The sequence below is a fragment of the Xanthomonas sp. AM6 genome, assembly GCF_025665335.1.
In the GTDB taxonomy this organism is placed as follows: domain Bacteria; phylum Pseudomonadota; class Gammaproteobacteria; order Xanthomonadales; family Xanthomonadaceae; genus Xanthomonas_A.
The window spans coordinates 3,588,204-3,608,867 of the sequence record NZ_CP106869.1 but is presented as its reverse complement, the minus strand read 5'-3'; the positions used below and the strand labels follow the sequence as shown (position 1 = coordinate 3,608,867).

The following is a 20,664-nucleotide window of genomic DNA, read 5'->3' as shown; positions in this document are numbered from 1 at the left end:
CATGAGCGCGTGCCATCCTGCGCGCGCCATCACCGCTGAGGACATCACCATGAGCAATGGCAATCCCGGCACCGTCCGCCTGCACCGCGTCCTGCGCGCGCCGGCCGAGCGCATCTACCGCGCCTTCCTGGAACCGGCGGCGCTGGCCAAATGGCTGCCGCCGCACGGCTTCGTCGCCACCGTGCATGCGCTGGATGCGCGCGTGGGCGGCAGCTACCGGATGTCCTTCACCAACCTGGGCACCGGTTCCAGCCAGTCCTTCGGCGGCACCTACCTGGAACTGGTGCCGGGCGAGCTGATCCGCCACACCGACACGTTCGACAACCCGGACCTGCCGGGCGAGATGAAGGTGACGGTCAAGCTGCGCGCGGTGGCCTGCGGCACCGAGCTGGACATCGTGCAGGACGGCATCCCCGCACAGATCCCGGTCGAGTTCTGCTACCTCGGCTGGCAGGAGTCGCTGACCCTGCTGGCGCAGCTGGTCGAGGCCGAGATTCCCGACGCCCCCTGAGCCGCTTCATCCACCCCGATCGGAACGCCCATGTCCCAGCTTCCCCAGCTCCGCATTCCCGCCACCTACATGCGCGGCGGCACGTCGAAAGGCGTGTTCTTCCGCCTGCAGGACCTGCCCGCGGCCGCGCAGGTGCCCGGCGCGGCGCGCGATGCGCTGCTGCTGCGGGTGATCGGCAGCCCCGATCCCTACGCCAAGCAGATCGATGGCATGGGCGGGGCCACGTCCAGCACCAGCAAGGCGGTGATCGTGGCGCCGGGCACGCGTCCCGGCCACGACGTGGACTACCTGTTCGGCCAGGTCGCGATCGACCGCCCGTTCGTGGACTGGAGCGGCAACTGCGGCAACCTCTCGGCGGCGGTGGGGCCGTTCGCGATCGCTGCCGGCATGATCGACCCCGCGCGCATTCCGCACGACGGCCTGGCCACGGTGCGGATCTGGCAGGCCAACATCGGCAAGACCATCCTCGCGCAGGTGCCGATGGCCGCCGGCGCGGTGCAGGAAGGCGGCGATTTCGAACTGGACGGGGTGACCTTCCCCGCGGCCGAGATCCAGCTCGAGTTCCTGGATCCGGCCGCCGACGAGGACGGCGCGGACGGAGCGATGTTCCCCACCGGCAACCTGGTCGATGCGCTCGAGGTGCCGGGCGTCGGCACCTTCGAGGCGACCCTGATCAATGCCGGCATCCCGACCATCTTCCTCGACGCGCAGGCGCTGGGCTACCGCGGCACCGAACTGCAGGACGCGATCAACGGCGATGCGCAGGCGCTGGCCAGGTTCGAGACCATCCGCGCGCACGGCGCGCTGCGCATGGGCCTGATCGCGACGCTGGAAGAGGCGGCCACGCGCCAGCACACGCCCAAGGTCGCCTTCGTCGCGCCGCCGGCCGACTACCTCGCTTCCAGCGGCAAGCCGGTGGCTGCCGCCGACATCGACCTGCTGGTGCGGGCGATGTCGATGGGCAAGCTGCACCACGCGATGATGGGCACCGCCGCGGTCGCGATCGGCACCGCCGCGGCGATCCCGGGCACGCTGGTGAACCGCGCGGCCGGCGGCGGCGCGCGCCAGGCGGTGCGCTTCGGCCACCCGTCGGGCACCTTGCGGGTCGGCGCCGAAGCCACGCAGGTGGACGGCCAGTGGACCGTGACCAGGGCGATCATGAGCCGCAGTGCGCGGGTATTGATGGAAGGCTGGGTGCGGGTGCCGGGCGACACCTGCTGAGCGGCAGCGCTGACAGCCCGGCCGCACCGCCGTGGCGCCGAAGATCCAGTCTGGACCTTGTAGGAGCGGCTTCAGCCGCGACCGGGCTTCGCGTGTAGAGCGGTCGCGGCTGAAGCCGCTCCTACAGGGGGCGTTGCGCAGCAGCGCGATGCCATCCGGCCGAAAGGGCAGTGGCACCGGAGGACTGGGAGCCGAAGCGCGGGCCGGGAGCGGGGCATCGGCAGGGCACAGGCACGCAGCAGGTGTGGTCGACGGCGTGCCGCGCCCGCGTCGCGGCTTGGGCGCCGCCGCGGTCGGCGTACTGCGCGGTCGCCGCCTTAACGTGTTCAAGTGACCGGCCCATGCAAAGCATGTGTATTTTGTGTTAATTATGCTGCGGCGCGACATCGGTTGCCGGCGGCGCGCACCCCGTTCTCGCCCCTTCCACGTCCGGAGTTCCCATGTCCGCCAGTTGGTCGCTGCGCGCCAGCGCACTTGCCGTAGCCGTCGTTTCCGCCCTCTCGTTCTCCGCCGCCGCCCAACAGGCCGACGGCACCGACGGGATCGCCCGCCTGGATGCGGTCAAGGTCACTGCCGAGCGGCGCTCGGAGGATTCCAAGGACGTGCCGGTGTCGGCCAGCGTGCTGCGCCCGGAATACCTGGACGCGATCGCCACCAGCGGTTCGGACGTGCGCGTGCTGGCCGGCAAGGCGCCCAGCCTCAACGTCGAGTCCTCCAACGGCCGCGTGTTCCCGCGCTTCTACATCCGCGGCTACGGCAACACTGACTTCAACACCTACGCCTCACAGCCGGTGTCGCTGATCTACGACGACGTGGTGGCCGAGAACGCGTTCCTGAAGGGCTTCCCGATCTTCGACCTGGAGGGCCTGGAAGTGCTGCGCGGCCCGCAGGGCACGCTGTTCGGGCGCAACACGCCGGCCGGCGTGGTCAAGTTCAACTCGGTCAAGCCGACCATCGGCGCCAACGACGGCTACGCCAGCCTGTCCTACGGCACCTACGGCACCATGACCATGGAAACCGGCCTGAGCGTGGCGATGGGCGACAAGTGGGCCGCGCGCGTGTCGGCGCTGGGCCAGCGCCGCGACGACTGGGTCGACAACACCGTCGACGACCGTTCGTTCGAGGGCTACACCGACTCGGCGGTGCGCGTGCAGCTCCTGTTCCAGCCCGGCGAGGACTTCAGCGCGCTGTTCAACGCGCATGCGCGCCACCTCGACGGCACCGCACGGCTGTTCCGCGCCAACATCTTCCGGCCGGGCAGCAACCAGCTGGTCGCCGGCTTCGATCCGGACAAGGTCTCCATCGACGGCGCCAACACCCAGGAACTGCAGACCTACGGCGGCAGCGTCAACCTGACCTGGGACCTGGGCGACATCGTGCTGCACTCGATCACCGGCTACGAGGGCATCGGCAAGTACTACAGCCGCGGCGACATCGACGGCGGCTACGGCGCGGTGTTCGCGCCGCCGTCCGGCCCGGGCGTGATCGCGTTCCCGGTGGAAACCGCCGGCGGCATCAAGAACCTGGACCAGTACTCGCAGGAGCTGCGCGCCGAATCGCAGTACGAAGGCCCGCTCAACTGGCAGGCCGGCCTGTACTACTTCCACGATTCGGTGGAAGGCGAGAACTACACCTACGACACCTTCGGCGGCGGCGATCTGAGCAGCTACCAGCTGACCCGCCAGCGCAACACCTCGTGGGCGGCGTTCGGCTCGCTGAACTACGCCGCGACCGATCGCCTGAACCTGCGCGCCGGCATCCGCTACACCTACGACAAGAAGACCTTCGACGTGCTGGCGCTGGACCGCGTCACCCTGCTCGAGCCGTCCACCGGCAGCACCGACAACTCCAAGGTCACCGGCGACCTCAGCGCGACCTTCGCCATCAACGACGACGTCAACGTCTACGCCCGTGCCGCGCGCGGTTTCCGCGGCGCCAGCTTCGGCGTGCCGTCGGCGACCGCGCCGCTGACCGTGGCCGCGCCGGAGACCGTGGATTCCTACGAGATCGGCATCAAGTCCGACCTGTTCGACAAGCGCGCGCGCATCAGCTTCGACGTCTACGACTTCCGGGTGAAGAACCAGCAGCTGACCGCGGTCGGCGGTACCTCCAACGACGTGCGCCTGCTCAACGCCGACACCTCCAAGGCGCGCGGCGCCGAGTTCGACTTCGAAGCGTTGCTGACCCAGAACCTGCGCTTCACCCTGGGCGGCGCCTACAACTGGACCCGCATCGAGGATCCGACCCTGTCGGTCGGCGTGTGCCGCACCTGCACCGTGACCGATCCGCTCAACGCCGCCGGCAATGCCATCATCGACGGCAACGTGCTGCCGCAGGCGGCCAAGTGGATGGGCAACGCCACGCTGCGCTACGGCATCCCGGTCGGCGACGACGCCGAGTTCTTCTTCTACACCGACTGGTCCTACCGCAGCGAGATCAACTTCTTCCTGTACGACTCGCGCGAGTTCGTCGGCCAGCCGCTGTTCGAGGGCGGCGCCAAGATCGGCTACAACTGGGGCGCCGGCGCGTACGAGGTGTCGGTGTTCTGCCGCAACTGCACCAACCAGATCCGCGCCACCGGTGCGATCGACTTCAACAACCTCACCGGCTTCATCAACGATCCGCGCATCGTCGGCGCGCAGTTCCGCGCCAATTTCTGATCGGCGCGTCGGCACTGCGGTGAACCACGGACCGCCGGCTATCATGCCGGCGGTTTCTTTTTTGCGGAGGCGCGCATGCGCAATCTGAAAGGGTGGGCGGCGCTGGCGCTGCTGGCGCTGGCGCCGATCGCGGCAGCCGGCAATGCGGCGGACGCGGCCATGGGGCCGGTCGCGGCGCAGAAGGTGGTCGTGTCCACCGACATCGGCGACGACATCGACGATGCGTTCGCGCTGGCGCTGCTGCTGCGCAGCCCGGAACTGCAGGTGCTCGGCATCGGCTCGGCCTGGGGCGACACCGGGCTGCGCGCGCAGCTGCTGCAGCGGCTGTTGCAGCAGGCCGGACGCGGCGACATCCCGCTGGCGATCGGCCACAGGACCGCCAGCGGCATTCCCTTCAGCCAGGCGCGCTGGGCGGCGAAGGGCACGCCGCCGCGCAAGGCGCCGGATGCGGCCGACTTGATCCTGGCGCAGGCGCGGCGCCATCCCGGCCAGGTCACGCTGCTGGTGCTCGGCCCGCTGACCGACGCGGCGCGCGCGCTCGCGCGCGACCCGCAGGGCTTCGCCCAGCTCAGGCAGGTGGTGCTGATGGGCGGCTCGGTGCGCGCCGGCTACGGCAAGTCGCGCTACCGCCCGCCGAGCGCGCCGGCGCCCGAGTACAACATCGTCTCCGACATCGCCGCCGCGCAGCGCGTGTTCGGCGCCGGCGTGCCGATCGTGATGCTGCCGCTGGACGCGACCCAGGTGACCCTGGAAGAGCCGGAGCGGGTAGCGCTGTTCGCCCACGGCGACCCGCTGACCGATGCGCTGGCGCAGCTGTACTACCAGTGGCGCGACACCGACCAGCCCTGGGCCAGCGCCACCCCGACCCTGTTCGATGTGGTGCCGGTGGCGCAGCTGCTCGACCCCAGCCTGTGCCCGACCGTGCCGCTGCGCATCGCCGTCGACGACCAGGGCTATACGCGGGAACTGCCGCCCGGCGGCGCGGCGGACGGCCGCCGCGCCGCAACCGGCGCCGCCAACGCCCAGGTCTGCCTGGCACTGGACCGGCCACGGCTGATCGCGCTGTACATGCAGCGCCTGCTGCGCTGAGGCCGGCGGTAAACCGCGGAAGGCTTCGGCCCGACCGGATCCGAAGCGAACGAGATTTCCCGCTTCGCTCGTCGCGGCTGAAGCCGCTCCTACAGGATTCGCGGCCAACCGCCTGGATGCACTGCAGGAGGGCTTCGGCCCCGGCAGGTAGCCGATGCGTTGCGGTTCCCGGCGCCGATCGTCGCGACTGAAGTCGCTCCCACAGGAGACTCGCGGCGGCCGGCTCCTCAGGACTCGCGGCCAACCGCCTGGGTGCATCGTAGGAGGGGCTTCAGCCCCGACCGAGTGCCGAAACCGTCGCGATTCCAGGTTTCGCTCGTCGCGGCTGAAGCCGCTCCTACAGGATTCGCGGCCAACCGCCTGGGTGCATCGTAGGAGGGGCTTCAGCCCGACCGAGTGCCGAAACCGTCGCGATTCCAGGCTTCGCTCGTCGCGGCTGAAGCCGCTCCTACACGCACTTGCAGCCAGCTCGCCGGGTGCACTGTGGGAGGGACTTCAGTCCCGACTGCATCCTGGTCCAGCCGATGCGCCGCGGCGTGCGTCGCGACTGAAGTCGCTCCCACAGGGAGGGCTCTCGGAGGTGCCGGCGGGTGCTTTCCCCTTCGCTTCCTCTCCCCGGGCCGGGCACGCGCAAACGCCGCGCTGCAATCTCCACGCCGACCCTCCGGCCGTCGCGTCCGCGTTCTATACTCGCGCCACTTTCACGGAGCGAACGTATGCAGACGGATTCGAAGCGGCAGCGGCACTTCCTGCGCGCGGGGCTGTTGGGCACCTTCCTGCTGCTGGGCCTGGCGCTGGCGCTGGGCGGCTGCAAGCGCAACGAATCCGGGCAGTTGCCCGACGCCAGCGGCGAACCGGTCAAGGGCCAGAAGGAAGCGATGAAGGGCTTTGGCCTGGTCCGCGCCTATCCCGACCAGAAGAGCGACGGCCTGTCGCTGGCGCTGGAGTTCTCGCGGCCGCTGGTCGGCACCCAGGACTTCGACAAGCTGCTGCGTTTCGAGGAGAAGGTCGGCACCGACGACAGCGCCTGGTCGCTGTCCGACGACGGCAAGACCCTGCGCTATCCGTACGTGGAGGCGGCCAAGGACTACACCGTGGTGATCTCCGCCGACCTGCTCGCCGCCGACGGCAGCCGCCTGGGCAAGCCGCTCAAGCAGAAGGTCTACACCGGCGAACTGGAGCCGGCGGTCGGCTTCGCCTCGCAGGGCAGCGTGCTGCCGGCGCGTGAGAGCCGCGGCCTGCCGGTGGTCTCGCTCAACGTGCCGGAAGTGGACGTGGAGTTCATGCGGGTCAAGGAAGGCGCGCTGCCGACGTTCTTCGCCCAGTACCAGCGCGGCGGCCGCCGCGGCAGCTGGGAGATGGACAGCGAGTACGGCGAGCACACCCCGATCTCGCAGCTGGCCGAGTCGGTCTACGTCAACCGCTTCGTGCTCGGCGGCGACAAGAACGAGCGCGCGCTGACCTACCTGCCGATCCAGGAAATCAAGGAGCTGCAGGAGCCGGGCCTGTACTTCGCGGTGATGAAGCGCCCGGGCCGGTTCGAGAACGAATACGACACCGCCTTCTTCACCGTCAGCGACATCGGCCTGCACACGCGCGCCTACAAGGACAAGCTGTTCGTGCACACCGCCTCGCTGCAGAGCGGCGAGCCGCTGAAGAAGGTGGAACTGCGCATCCTCGACGCCCAGGGCGAGCTGTTCCTGAAGGGCGAGACCGACGCCAACGGCAACGCGCTGCTGAACTACACGCTCGACGCCGGCCAGGTGCTGGTGGCGCGCAGCGGCACCGACCTGTCGATGCTGCCGTTCAACCAGCCGGCGCTGGACCTGAGCGAGTTCGCCGTGGCCGGGCGCGAGAACGCCTGGTTCGACGTGTTCGCCTGGTCCGGCCGCGACCTGTACCGTCCCGGCGAGACGGTGCGCGTGTCGGCGCTGCTGCGCGACAACGACGGCAAGCCGGTGGCAGCCACCGGCAAGGGCGCGCAGCCGGCCGGCGGTCAACCGGTGTTCCTGCGGCTGAAGCAGCCCGACGGCAAGATCTTCCGCGAGACCCGGCTGCTGCCGGGCGAGCAGGGCTATTTCAGCTTCGAGCAGCTCATCCCCGCCGATGCCCCGACCGGGCGCTGGCAGGTGGAGTTCCGCACCGACCCGGCCAGCAAGGAGGCGGTGCAGGGCATGACCCTGCGCATCGAGGAGTTCCTGCCCGAGCGCATGAAGCTGGACCTGGACAGCGCGCAGAAGACGCTCAAGCCGGGCGAGCCGTTCAAGCTGCAGGCCACTGCCGCCTACCTGTACGGCGCGCCGGCCGACGGCAACCGCTTCACCGCCAAGTTGGCGGTAGCGGTCGAGCAGCATCCGGTGGAATCGCTGCCGGGCTATTTCTTCGGCGACTCGACGCTGCAGCTGCCGCGCGAAGCCAAGGACGTGATCGATACCGAGTTCGGCGCCGACGGCAAGATCGCCGAGGACATCGCGCTGCCGGACGAAGCCAAGCCGACCAGCACCATCGCCGCGCTGGTTTCCGCCAGCGTCTACGAGACCGGCGGCCGTACCGTCACCCGCACGCTCAAGCGCGTGCTGTGGCCGGCGCCGGCGCTGGTCGGGGTGCGCCCGCTGTTCGACGACGCCGATGGCGCCGACGCCAACGCCAATGCGCGCTTCGAGCTGATGCGGGTGGACGCGCAGGGCAAGCCGCAGCCGGCCAAGGGGCTGAAGGTAACCCTGGTGCGCGAGCTGCGCGACTACCACTGGGCGTTCACCGACAACCGCTGGGACTACGACTTCACCCGCCGCTTCGAGAACAAGCAGACCATCGCCGTCGATGCCGGCAGCGGCGCGGCCAAGTTCGATTTCCCGGTGGAGTGGGGCGAGTACCGCGTGGACGTGTTCGATCCGTCCACCGGCCTGACCACGCGCTATCCGTTCCGCGCCGGCTGGAGCTGGAACGACGAGAACCGCGGCCTGGACGCGCGCCCGGACAAGGTCAAGCTGGCGCTGGACAAGACCGGCTACAAGGCCGGCGACACGCTCAAGGTCACCCTGACCCCGCCGCATGCCGGTCCCGGCGTGCTGATGGTCGAGAGCGACAGGATGCTGTATGTGCAGGACGTCGACGTGAAGCCGGGCAGCACGTTCGAGATCCCGGTGACCAAGGACTGGGAGCGCCACGACGTCTACGTCACCGCGCTGGTGTTCCGCGGCGGGTCGGCGCCGAGCAAGATCACCCCGGCGCGCGCGGTCGGCGTGGCCTTCGTGCCGATGGAGCGCAAGACCCGGCGCGTGGCGGTGGGCCTGGTCGCGCCCAAGCAGATGCGCCCGGAGCAGCCGCTGCCGGTGACGGTGAGCGTGCCGGAACTGGCCGGCAAGCAGGCGCACGTGACCATCTCCGCGGTCGACGTGGGCATCCTCAACATCACCCGCTTCCCGGTGCCCGACGCCAACGCGCAGTTCTTCGCGCAGCGGCGCCTGGGCGTGGATGCGTACGACATCTACGGCCGCGTGATCGAGAGCTTCGAGGGCGGCAGCGGCAAGCTGCGCTTCGGCGGCGACATGGCGCTGGCGGCGTTGCCGCAGGCCAAGCGGCCGACCGCGCGGGTGCAGACCGTGGATCTGTTCTCCGGCTCGGTGAAGCTCGACGCCAAGGGCAACGCGCGGGTGCAGCTGCCGGTGCCGGACTTCAACGGCACGCTGCGCGTGTCGGCGCTGGTGTATTCGGACGAGCGCTACGGCAACCGCGACGTGGAGACGCTGGTGCGCGCGCCGATCGTGGCCGAGGCGAGCATGCCGCGGGTGATGGCGCCGGGCGACCGCAGCACGGTCACCCTGGACGTGCAGAACTTCACCGGCCAGCCGGGCGAGTTCAAGGTGCGGGTGGACGGCGAGGGCCCGCTGGCGATCGCCGAGAACGCGCGCAGCGCCAAGCTCGGCAAGGACGGCAAGGCCACGCTGAGCTTCCCGCTGGTGGCGCAGGAAGGCTATACCGTGGCCAAGGTGCGGGTGCGGGTGGACGGCAACGGTTTCAGCGTCGACCGCCGCTACGACCTGCCGGTGCGCGCGGCGTGGCCGTCGGTGCTGCGCGCGCAGACCCGCGTGCTGGATCCGCTGGCGCCGGTGACGCTGGGCATGGCCGATGCCGAGGGGCTGATGGCCGGCTCGGTCAACGCGCGCATGCTGGTCAGCGCATTGCCGCCGATCCCGTTCGCCAGCGCGCTGCAGGGCGCGCTGAACTACCCGTACGGTTGCGCCGAGCAGACCACCAGCAAGGGCTACGCCGCGCTGCTGCTCGACGACGCCACCGCCAGGCTGCTCGGCGCCACGGGCCTGGACGCGGCGACCCGCCGCGAGCGCATGGAAGGCGCGTTCGGCCGATTGGCGTCGATGCAGATCTCCAGCGGCCATTTCTCGATGTGGGGCGACGACGTCTACGTCAATCCGGGCCTGACCCCGTACATCGCCGAGTTCCTGCTCGACGCCAAGGACGCCGGTTTCGCGGTGCCTGACACCGTGCTGCAGAAGGCGCTCAACCGGCTCAGCGAGGACCTGCTGTCCGGCGGCAACAACTTCTACGGCCAGGACCGCCGCGAGAACCTGAAGTTCGCCAACCAGGCCTGGTCCGGCTACGTGCTGGCCCGCGTCAACCGCGCCCCGCTGGGCACGCTGCGCGCGCTGTACGACAACGACCGCGGCAAGGCGCTGACCGGCCTGTCGCTGGTGCACCTGGGCGTGGCGCTGTCGCTGCAGGGCGACAAGAAGCGCGGCGAAGCGGCGATCGCGGCCGGCTTCGCCAAGGACAGCGCCGACCGCCCGCGCTATTTCGGCGACTACGGCAGCGTGATCCGCGACGACGCGCTGATGATCGCGCTGCTGCACGAGCGCGGCCTGGCCAAGCCCGAGTACGACGCACGGGCGGTGGCGCTGGGCCGCGAGATCGACGCGCGCCGCCACGGCGGCTGGCTGTGGCTGAGCACCCAGGAGCAGGTGGCGCTGGCGCGGATGGGCAAGGCGCTGCTGGCCAACCAGAGCAAGCTGGTGTCCGGGCAGCTGACGATCGGCGACGGCAGCGAGGCGATCGGCGCGGCCAAGGCGTTCGGCCGCCAGTTCGGCGAGGCCGAGCTGGCGCGCGGGGTCAGCTTCGTGCCGCAGGGCGAGGCGCCGCTGTACGCCAGCCTGGAAATCGCCGGCGTCCCGCGCACCGCGCCGGCGGTGGACGAAAGCACGCTGAAGGTGGAACGCGAGTGGTACGGCACCGACGGCAAGCCGTGGACGCCGCGGCCGCTGAAGGAAGGCGAGGCGCTGATCGTGCGCGTCACCATCACCTCCAACGTGAACATGCCCGACGCCTTGCTGACCGACCTGCTGCCGGCCGGCCTGGAGATCGAGAACTTCAACCTGGGCGACGCCAAGCAGTGGTCCGAGGTGGTGGTGGACGGCATCGAGATCAGCGACCGCTCCGAGGCCGCCGAGGTCAAGCACGAGGAGTTCCGCGACGACCGCTACGTGGCCGCGCTGAGCCTGTCCTCGGGCGACAAGGCGCAGGTGTTCTACCTGGTGCGCGCGGTGACCCCGGGCACCTACACCGTGCCGCCGCCGCTGGTCGAGGACATGTACCGTCCCGACCTGCGCGGGGTGGGGCGCAGCAATCCGGGCACGATCAACGTGGTGCAGCCGTAACACCGGCTGCTGGAATGCGCCCGCATCGGTGCGGGCGCGCTCCTGGTTCTGCGGGGTAGGCGCTGCAGCCTTCAAGGTCGCCGTCTGGTCCGGCACGGTGACGGGCGTCCGCGCCGCGTTCGCGATCGCGATCGGCGCCAGGTCGCGCCGCGGCTTCTGCCGGCGCGCGGCCGCATCGGCTCCTCTGGAATTTCTCGCGTTCTGCGCATCCGCGGCGCGGCATTGCGTGGCTGTGTGCGGTCACTCGCGTCGCAGGTCCGCGATATCGCCGCGGCCGCCGGCAGGCCGAGCGCTGCGGCGGGCGCCATCTTGCTGCAATGCTGCTGCTGCCGCCGCGCCGGGGGCAGGCGCCAGGCGCCGAACCGACGAAGGCTGAGGACGCCCAGGCATGTCCGCCGGCTGGCGCAGGTTCATCCAGCGGCACAGGCGGCGTGCGGCATACCGATGCGCCGATCTGCATGTTTGTGCATGTTATTGCACGTTTAAGCGCATTGTTTTAAGGTTGACGCATGTCAGGCCACCTGCGCACCTCAATGGACGGCGATCCGCGTTCCTTTCCCGATGCATCCGCCCGCCCGGCGATCCACGCCACCCGCTGGGTGTTCCTGCTGTCGGGCATCGCGATGGCCGCGTGGGCGCCGATGGTGCCGTACGTGAAAGCGCGCTTCGCGCTGGACGACGCCGCGTTGGGCCTGGTGCTGCTGGCCTTCGGCGGCGGCTCGATCCTGGCGATGCCGCTGTCGGGCGTGCTCAGCCACCGCTTCGGCAGCCGCGCGGTGATGGTCGTCTCCGGGCTGGCGCTGTGCCTGGGTCTGCCGCTGGTGGCGCTGGCGCCGAACCTGCCGAGCGTGGTCGCCGCGCTGCTGTACTTCGGTGCCGCGCTCGGCGCGCTGGACGTGGCGATGAACGCGCACGGCGTGGAGACCGAGAAGCGCGCCGGGCGGCCGGTGATGTCCAGCTTCCACGGCGTGTTCAGCGTCGGCGGGCTGACCGGCGCGGCGGCGATGAGCGCGCTGCTCGCCCTCGGCGCGCCGCTGCTGGCGGCCACGCTGGCAGTGTCGGTGCTGCTGCTGGCGCTGCTGCTGTGGCAACGCTCCGGCCTGCTGGTGGTCGTCGCCCACGATCCGGCGCAGCGCACCCCGCTGCGCCTGCCGCGCGGGGTGGTGCTGGCGCTGGCCGCGCTGTGCTTCATCTGCCTGCTCGCCGAGGGCGCGATGCTCGACTGGAGCGCGGTGCTGCTGCGCGATTTCCACGGCGTGAACACGCGCTACGCCGGCGTCGGCTACGCGCTGTTCTCGGTGGCGATGGCGGCCGGCCGCTTCGGCGGCGACCGCGTGGTCGCGCGCATCGGCCAGCCGGCGATGCTGGCGGCCGGCGCCTCGCTGGCCGCCGGCGGCCTGCTGCTGGCCACGCAGCTGCCCGGCCTCGCCAGCGGCCTGCTCGGCTATGCGCTGGTCGGCCTGGGCGTGTCGAACCTGGTGCCGATCCTGTTCGGCGCGGCCGGGCGCCTGCCCGGCACCTCGCCGGCGGTGGCGATCGCGGCGCTGACCACGCTCGGCTACACCGGCCTGCTCGCCGGCCCGGCGCTGATCGGCTTCCTGGCCCACGCCAGCAGCCTGCCGACCGCCTTGCTGGCGGTGGCCGGGCTGCTGCTGCTGGTGGCGACGGGTTCGCGGCTGCTGCGACACTGACCCGACCAAGGAGCGCCAGACCATGCCATCCCCTCCCGCGCACGCACCGGACACGGTGATTTTCGATCTCGGCGGCGTGCTGATCGACTGGAACCCGCGCCATCTGTACCGGCACCTGTTCGACGACCACGCCGCGATGGAGCGCTTCCTCGCCGAGGTGTGCTCGCCGCAATGGAACGAGCGCCAGGACGCCGGGCGCCCGTGGCGCGAGGCGGTCGCCGAACTGAGCGCGGCGCATCCGGCGCAGGCCGAGCTGATCGCCGCCTACCACCTGCGCTGGGAGGAGACGCTCGGCGGCCCGCTGCAGGCCAGCGTGGACATCCTGGAGGAGCTGCACGCGCAGGGCGTGCGCCTGTACGCGCTGACCAACTGGTCGCAGGAGACCTTCCCGGTCGCGCTGCGGCGCTACGCGTTCCTGCAGCGCTTCGCCGGCATCCTGGTGTCCGGGCAGGAGCGGCTGGTGAAGCCGGACCCGGCGATCTTCGCGCTGCTGCTGTCGCGCTACGCGATCGATCCGGCGCGCGCGGTGTTCGTCGACGATGCGCCGCGCAACGTGCGCGCCGCCGCCGCGCAGGGCCTGCACGCGCTGCAGTTCCGCGACGCGGCCACGCTGCGCGCCGAGCTGCGCGCGCTGGGCCTGCCACTGCGCGGCGCCGGGCAGGACGCATGACCGCGGCCGCCGACGCGCTGCCGCAGGAACGCCAGCAGGCGATCCTGCAACGCCTGCGCGAACACGGCCGGGTCGTGGCCACCGAACTGGCCGCCGCGTTCGCGGTGTCCGAGGACTCGATCCGCCGCGACCTGCGCGAGCTCGCCGCGCAGGGCCTGTGCCGCCGCGTCTACGGCGGCGCGCTGCCGCCCACGCCCAGCGTCGCGCCGCTGCCGCAGCGGCGCGAGGAACACGCCGAGCGCAAGCGTGCCCTGGCCCAAGCTGCTGTGGAACTGGTGCGGCCCGGGCAGGTGCTGCTGATCGACGCCGGTTCCACCAACAGCGCCATCGCCGCCGCCCTGCCGCCGCGGCAGGGCCTGACCGTGGTCACCAACGCGCCGGACATCGCCCAGCTGCTGATGCCGCGCGAAGGTTTCGAGATCCTGCTGATCGGCGGCCGCGTCGATCCGCGCATCGGCGCGGCGGTGGGCGCGCAGGCGCTGCAGCAACTGCGCCAGCTGCGCGCCGACCTGTGCTTCCCCGGCGCCTGCGCGATCGACCCGGAGCGCGGCCTGTGGGGCGTGGACGGCGAGGAAAGCCTGTTCAAGCGCGCCATGGTCGAGGCCAGCGCCGAGACCATCGCCGTGGTGACCAGCGACAAGCTGGGCGCGCTGGCCGCGCACCAGGTGGTGGGCGTGGAGGCGATCGATCGCCTGGTGGTCGAGCACGATGCGCCCGCCGGCCTGCTCGCGGCCTTCGCCGCGCAGGCGGTGCAGGTGCATCGCGCCGGTCCTGCCGAGGCCGCCGGCTAGCGCGTCGCGCGGCCACTCGGGCCGGCGCCGGCGCCGCAATCGCCGGTCGCCGCGCGCGGCTGGCCGCGCGGAGATTCAACTGCTGAGCGTGGACGGGGCGGTGCCTATGTCGACTGATCCTGCACCAGGCGCGCCGCGCGGTGCCGATGCCTGCGCAGACCCGCAGGTTACGGAACGGCCTGCGCCCGCGATGTACGGGTGAGTACGCGCCGCTGAAAGCAGCGCGACGTCCACAACCGGTCCGCGCTGTCCGGAAACGGACGGCACGCGCGCGCGGTGACTTCCGCAATGCGTTGAATGCAATGGGATTTCTCCTGCAGCGCGATTGGCACGCAGCCTGCTGCGGTCATGGCATGGATATCGCCAAGCAGCCCGCCGCCCGCCATCGCCGCCGTCTCGTCGTCGCGCTCGCCATCGCCGTGGCGCTGTTGGCGCTGCTGGCCACGCTCGGCCTGGGCAGGGCCGCCCCGCGCGTGGCGCGCAGCGAGCTGTGGATCGATGCGGCCACGCGCGGCGAGATGCGCCGCGAGATCCGCGCCAACGGCGTGCTGGTGCCGCGGCAGATCCGCTGGATCACCGCCGGCGCCACCGCCACCGTGCAGCAGCAGTTGGTCGATGCCGGCGCGCGGGTGCAGGCCGACACGCTGATCCTGCAACTGGCCAATCCCGAACTGGACGCCGGCCTGGACCGCGCCCGCGCCGCGCTGGCCGGCGCCGATGCCGACGTGGCCGCGCTGCGCGCCGCGCTGGCCTCGCAACTGCTGGACCAGCAGGCGCTGCAGGCGCAGGCCGACTCGGACTGGCGCATCGCGCAGGTCAGGGCGCAGGCCTACCAGCGCGGCCACGACGGCGGCGCGATCTCGGCGATCGACCTGACCCAGAGCCAGATCACCGAGGCCCAGCAGCATGGCCGCGCCACCATCGAGGCCAAGCGCGTGGCCGCCTTCCGCCAGAACATGGCCGCGCAGCTGCGCGCCGCGCAGGCGCGGCGTGCGCAGGCCGCCAGCGCGCTGGCCGTCGCCGCGCAACAGGCGGCCTCGCTGCAGGTGCGCGCCGGCAGCGCCGGCATCCTGCAGCAGGTGGACGTGGAACCGGGCCAGCGCGTCGAGGTCGGCGCCAAGCTGGCGCGGGTCGCGCGCCCGGACGAACTGCTGGCGCGGCTGCAGGTGCCCGAAGTGCTGGCCAAGGACGTGATCGACGGCCTGCCGGTCGCGGTGGACACGCACAACGGCGTGGTCGGCGGACAGGTGGCGCGGATCGATCCGGCGGTGCGCAGCGGCAGCGTGGTGGTCGACGTGCGGCTGGCGCCGCCGCTGCCGCTGGGCGTGCGCCCGGACCTGTCGGTGGACGGCCGCATCGTGCTCGGCACGCTGCGCGACGTGGTCAGCATCCCGCGCCCGGCGCTGGCCGCGCCCAACACCGCCGGCGACCTGTTCGTGCTGCGCGAGGGCGGCGCGCGCGCGCAGCGCATCCGCGTGCGCTTCGGCGCCGCCTCCAGCGACCGCATCGAAGTCCGCGCCGGCCTGCGCGCCGGCGACCAGGTCGTGCTGTCCGACACCAGCCAGTGGAATGCCTACGCCACCCTGCGCTTACGCTAGCGCCTCAGGAGAAACCGACATGACCGCAGTTCCCGCACATCCCGCCGAGCCGCTGATCCGCCTGCAAGGGCTGGGCAAGGTGTTCCATACCGACGAGGTGGAAACCCATGCCCTGGCCGAGATCGCGCTGGACGTGGCGCATGGCGATTTCGTCGCCATCACCGGGCCGTCCGGCTGCGGCAAGTCGACCCTGCTGTCGATCCTCGGCCTGCTCGACGCGCCCAGCGGCGGCACGTACCGGCTCAACGGCCGCAGCGTCGCCGAACTGGACGCGGTCGGTCGCGCGCGCATCCGCAACGCCGAGATCGGCTTCATCTTCCAGGCCTTCAACCTGATCGCCGACCTCACCGTGGAGGAGAACGTGGCGCTGCCGCTGACCTACCGCGACGGCGCCGAGCGCGGCCGCATCCGCCAGCGCGTGCGCGAGGTGCTGGAACTGGTCGGCATGCACCATCGCCACCGGCACTATCCGGGGCAGCTGTCCGGCGGCCAGCAGCAGCGCGTGGCGGTGGCGCGCGCGCTGGCCGGCAATCCTTCGATCCTGCTCGCCGACGAGCCCACCGGCAACCTCGACACGCGCAACGGCGAGGCGGTGATGCAGCTGCTCGAGCAGCTGCACGACAACGGCACCACCTTGTGCATGGTCACCCACGATCCGGCGTTCGCGCGGCGCGCGCAGCGCATCGTGCACATGCTCGACGGGCGCATCGTCGACGAAGACACCTTCGAGCGGCTGCGCCACGAGCAGGACGTGGCGCTGCCGGCGCGCGCCGCGGAGCAGGCGCGATGAGCGCCGCCATCTATTGGGCCGAGACGCGGCAATCCTGGCGCGCGCTGGCGCGCAAGCCCGGCTACCTGCTGCTGGCGGTGCTGACCCTGGCGCTGGGCGTGGCCACCACCACGGCGGTGTTCGCGCTGCTCGACCAGGCCTTGCTGAAGCCGCTGCCGTTCCCGCAGCCGCAGCAGCTGGTCACGCTGGGCAAGGCCGTCGATGGCGGCCACAACATCGCCGCGCCCGGCTATTACCCGCCGCTGCGGCGCCTGTCCGCCCTGCAGTCCATCGGCATCCTGCGCGGGTTTCCGGTGCCGGCCAACATCGCCCGCGGCGACACCAGCGAAGTGGTCGCGGCGATCAGCGCCGACGAGGGGTTCCTGCGCACGTTGGGGCTGCCGATGGCGGCGGGGCGCAATTTCAACGCCGAGGAGGATCGGCCCGGCGGACCGCAGGCGGTGATCCTCGCGCATCGTTTCTGGCAGCGCTATTTCGGCGGCGATCCGGCGGCGGTAGGCCGCACGCTGCAGGTGGAGGGCAAGCCGGTGCAGATCGTCGGCGTGTTGCCGGCGGACTTTCCCTGGGCCGAGCCGTTCGACGTGGTCCGCAACATGCAGCCGGACCTGACCGCGACCAATCTGTCCACCAACGAGATCATCGTGGCGCGCTTGCGTCCGGGCGTCAGTGTGGCGGCCGCCTCCGCGCAGACCGCGGAGGTGCTCAAGGGCGTGCTGCGCCGCAGTCCGTACATGACCGACGACTGGTGGCACCAGCTGCAGCGCGACCCGCCGAACGCGTTGCCGCTGCAGGGCAGCCTGTACAGTTCCTACAGCGGCAACACGCTGTGGCTGTTCTTCGCCGCGGCGGCCTGCGTGCTGCTGATCGCCGCGATCAACCTGACCAGCCTGATGCTGCTGCGCGCGCTGGGCCGCAGCCACGACAGCGCGGTGCGCGCCGCGCTCGGCGCACCGTGGACGCGGCTGAGCCTGCCGGCACTGGCCGAAGGCGTGCTGATCGGCGCGCTCGGCAGCCTGGCCGGGCTGGCCCTGGCCTGGCTCGGCCTGCGCCTGCTCGGCGGCTGGGTGCCGCTGCTGTGGATGCGCGGCGAGGCCGCGCACCTGAGCGGCGCCAGCGCGCTGTTCGCGCTGCTCGCCGGCGGCGCCACGGCGCTGCTGGCCGCGGCGCTGGGCATCGTCCGCGGCCGCCGCCGCAACCTGGTGACGGAGCTGGCCGGCGGCGGCCGTGGCGGCTGGAGCCTGCAGGCCGGCCGCCTCGGCCGCACCCTGGTGATCGCGCAGGTGGCCATCGCCGTGGTGCTGCTGATCGGCGCGGCGCTGTTCACGCGCACCCTGCAAAAACTGGCGGAGGTGCCGATGGGCTTCGAGAGCCGCTCCGCGATGGTGTTCACCCTGTCGCCGGTGAAGGAGCGCTATGCCACGGCGCAGGACGCGGTGGAGCAGGCCCGGCGCATCGTCGCGCGGCTGCAACAGGTGCCGGGCATCGAACGCGTCGGCGTCTCCAGCAATCCGCCGACGGCGACGCAGCTGAGCTGGAGCGTGGAGGTGGACGGCGGTCCCTCCCTCGATAGCCAGTACCGCGTGGTCACGCCGCAGTTCCTGGAGGTGTTCCGTATTCCGTTGCTGGCCGGCCGCGGCATCGCCGACGGCGACGTGGCCGGCGCCGAGAATGTGTGCCTGGTCAGTGCCTCGTTCGCGGAGCGCTATCTGCACGGGCAGGCGCTCGGCAAGATCGTGACCGTCCCCGACGACGGCGACAACCACCGTTTGTCGATGCGGGTGGTCGGCGTGGTCGGCGACGTGCGCCACACCAGCCCGGCCGAGCCGCCGGAGCCGACGGTGTACCAGCCGCTGGCGCAGATGAGCGAGCCGATGTGGCGGATCATGCGCAGCTTCGGCGCGTTGACCTATGCGCTGCGGCTGCATGCGGGCGCGAAGGGCGTGGACGAGCGCGCGCTGCGCGCGGCGATCGGCGAAGTGGCGCCGCAGCAGCCGATCGCCGATCTGCAGTCGATGAACGCCGTGGTCGCCACCACCACCGGCGAGCAGAAGCTCAACTTGCTGCTGGTCGGCCTGTTCGCCGCGCTGGCGCTGTTGCTGGCCGCGGTCGGCCTGTACGCGGTGATGGCGGTGGCGGTGGCCGCGCGCCAGCACGAGTTCGGCGTGCGCGCCGCGCTCGGCGCGCCGCCGGCGCGGCTGCGGCAACAGGTATTGCGCGAGGCCGGCATGCAGATCGGGATAGGGCTGCTGCTGGGCCTGGGCGTGGCGATGGCGCTGTCGCGGGTGCTGCAACGCTTCCTGTTCGAGGTGCGGGTGGCCGATCCGCTGGCGATCGGCGCGGTGCTGCTGGTACTGGCCGCGGCCGGCCTGCTCGCGGCGCTGGCGCCGGCGCGGCGGGCGGCGCGGGTGCCGCCGATGCAGGCGTTGCGCGCCGAATGACCGGGACCGCGAACCGGCGCGCCTGCGCGGCCGCGGCGTGCGTCGCGCATGCAGGCGACGGCCAGCCGCTAGACTCTGCGCCATGAACGACGCTCGCACGCCGCCCTTGCCGCGCATCCTGGTGGTCGACGACCAGGCCGACGTGCGCGAGGCCTTGCGCATGCTGCTCAAGAGCGCCGGCTACGGCATGGTCGGCGCCGAGTCGCCGGAGCTGGCGCTGGCCTGCCTGCGCGGCGACGACTTCGCCGCGGTGCTGGTGGACATGAACTACGCCCGCGACACCACCTCCGGCGCCGAGGGCCTGGCGCTGATCGCGCAGATCGCCGCGCAGTGGCCGGGGCTGCCGGTGATCGCGATGACCGCCTGGGCCAGCATCGAGCTGGCGGTGGCGGCGATGCGCGACGGCGCGGTGGATTTCATCGAAAAGCCCTGGCAGAACGCGCGCGTGCTGGCGGTGCTGGACAGCCGCATCGCGCTGGACCGCAGCCGCCGCAACGCGCAGCGGCTCGGCGAGGCGCAGGCGCTGCTGCTGCAGGATGGCGCCGCCGGTTTCGTCGCCGAGTCGGCGCCGATGCAGCGCCTGGTCGAGGACCTGCTGCGCATCGCCGGCAGCGGCGCCAACGTGTTGCTGCTGGGCGAGAACGGCACCGGCAAGAGCCTGCTGGCGCAGCTGCTGCACCAGTGGTCGCCGCGCCGCGCGCAGGCCTTCGTCAAGGTCAACATCGGCGGGCTGGCGCCGACCCTGTTCGAGGCCGAGCTGTTCGGCCACGTGCGCGGCGCCTACACCGACGCGCGCCAGGACCGTGCCGGCCGCTTCGAACTGGCCGATGGCGGCACCCTGTTCCTGGACGAGATCGGCAACCTGCCGCTGCAGCAGCAGCCCAAGCTGCTGCGCGCGATCGAGGACGGCGAGTTCGAGCGGCTCGGGTCCTCGCGCACGCAGCGCGTGGACGTGCGCATCGTCGCGGCGACCAATGCCGACCTGGACGCGGAAGTGGCCGCCGGCCATTTCCGCCAGGACCTGCTGTACCGGCTCAACACCTTCCAGTTGCGGGTGCCGCCGCTGCGCGAGCGCGGCGCCGACATCCTGCCGCTGGCGCGGCACTACCTGGCCGCCGCCTGCACGCGCTACCGGCGGCCGCTGCCGGCGCTGGCGCGCGACGCCGAACGTGCCTTGCTCGGCTACGCCTGGCCCGGCAACGTGCGCGAACTGGCGCATGCAATGGAGCGCGCCGCCTTGCTCGCCGACGGCGCGACGCTGGGCAGCGACGACCTGCGCCTGCAGCCGGCCGCGGGCGCGGCGCCGGCCCTGTCGACCCAGCTGACCCTCGAGGAAGCCGAGGCCCTGCTGCTGCGGCAGGCGCTGGCCCAGCAGCAGGGCAACCTGCAACGTACCGCCGACCAGCTCGGCATCACCCGGCAGAGCCTGTACCGGCGCCTGGGCAAGCACGGCCTGCGCAGCGATGACGGCGGCTGAGCGACAGCGCTGGCGGTCTTTGTGGCTGTCGGCGCCGGCGTCGCTGGCGCTGATCCTGG

Annotated in this window: 12 protein-coding genes; all 12 read left to right on the top strand. The window is 71.6% G+C overall.

Annotation, left to right across the window (positions count from 1 at the left end):
- The first annotated feature begins 49 nt into the window (after positions 1-49).
- The 12 genes from OCJ37_RS15265 to OCJ37_RS15210 all read left to right on the top strand — a co-directional run bounded on the left by OCJ37_RS15265 (position 50) and on the right by OCJ37_RS15210 (position 20,605).
- Positions 50-511, top strand: coding sequence for an SRPBCC family protein (locus tag OCJ37_RS15265; RefSeq protein WP_263110578.1), 462 nt, complete (start codon positions 50-52; stop codon positions 509-511).
- Between the two features lie 30 nt (positions 512-541).
- On the top strand, positions 542-1,732 hold the full coding sequence (gene prpF / locus OCJ37_RS15260) for a 2-methylaconitate cis-trans isomerase PrpF (protein WP_263110577.1): 1,191 nt from the start codon (positions 542-544) through the stop codon (positions 1,730-1,732).
- Between the two features lie 440 nt (positions 1,733-2,172).
- The gene (locus OCJ37_RS15255; protein ID WP_263110576.1) at positions 2,173-4,392 is read left to right on the top strand and encodes a TonB-dependent receptor; all 2,220 of its coding nucleotides are present in this window, start codon (positions 2,173-2,175) and stop codon (positions 4,390-4,392) included.
- 75 nt (positions 4,393-4,467) lie between these two features.
- Positions 4,468-5,481 carry a nucleoside hydrolase gene (locus OCJ37_RS15250; protein WP_263110575.1) on the top strand — a complete coding sequence of 338 codons (1,014 nt, stop codon included), beginning with the start codon at positions 4,468-4,470 and terminating at the stop codon, positions 5,479-5,481.
- Between the two features lie 716 nt (positions 5,482-6,197).
- Positions 6,198-11,150, top strand: coding sequence for an alpha-2-macroglobulin family protein (locus OCJ37_RS15245; RefSeq protein ID WP_263110574.1), 4,953 nt, complete (start codon positions 6,198-6,200; stop codon positions 11,148-11,150).
- A 533-nt stretch (positions 11,151-11,683) separates the two neighbouring features.
- A complete protein-coding gene (locus tag OCJ37_RS15240; protein WP_263113703.1) occupies positions 11,684-12,841 on the top strand; it encodes an MFS transporter in 1,158 nt (385 codons plus the stop codon).
- A gap of 22 nt (positions 12,842-12,863) precedes the next feature.
- The gene (locus tag OCJ37_RS15235; RefSeq protein WP_263110573.1) at positions 12,864-13,511 is read left to right on the top strand and encodes an HAD family hydrolase; all 648 of its coding nucleotides are present in this window, start codon (positions 12,864-12,866) and stop codon (positions 13,509-13,511) included.
- Positions 13,508-14,302, top strand: coding sequence for a DeoR/GlpR family DNA-binding transcription regulator (locus OCJ37_RS15230; protein WP_263110572.1), 795 nt, complete (start codon positions 13,508-13,510; stop codon positions 14,300-14,302). The genes OCJ37_RS15235 and OCJ37_RS15230 overlap by 4 nt, the downstream gene beginning before the upstream one ends.
- Before the next feature lie 353 nt (positions 14,303-14,655).
- Positions 14,656-15,900 carry an efflux RND transporter periplasmic adaptor subunit gene (locus tag OCJ37_RS15225; protein WP_263110571.1) on the top strand — a complete coding sequence of 415 codons (1,245 nt, stop codon included), beginning with the start codon at positions 14,656-14,658 and terminating at the stop codon, positions 15,898-15,900.
- A gap of 19 nt (positions 15,901-15,919) precedes the next feature.
- Positions 15,920-16,690: an ABC transporter ATP-binding protein gene (locus tag OCJ37_RS15220; RefSeq protein ID WP_263110570.1), complete on the top strand. Its 771-nt coding sequence runs from the start codon at positions 15,920-15,922 to the stop codon at positions 16,688-16,690.
- Positions 16,687-19,128 (top strand): ADOP family duplicated permease, encoded by a 2,442-nt coding sequence (locus OCJ37_RS15215; RefSeq protein ID WP_263110569.1) that lies wholly within the window; start codon positions 16,687-16,689, stop codon positions 19,126-19,128. The genes OCJ37_RS15220 and OCJ37_RS15215 overlap by 4 nt, the downstream gene beginning before the upstream one ends.
- An 82-nt stretch (positions 19,129-19,210) precedes the next feature.
- Positions 19,211-20,605 (top strand): sigma-54-dependent transcriptional regulator, encoded by a 1,395-nt coding sequence (locus tag OCJ37_RS15210; protein WP_263110568.1) that lies wholly within the window; start codon positions 19,211-19,213, stop codon positions 20,603-20,605.
- Positions 20,606-20,664 lie beyond the last annotated feature (59 nt).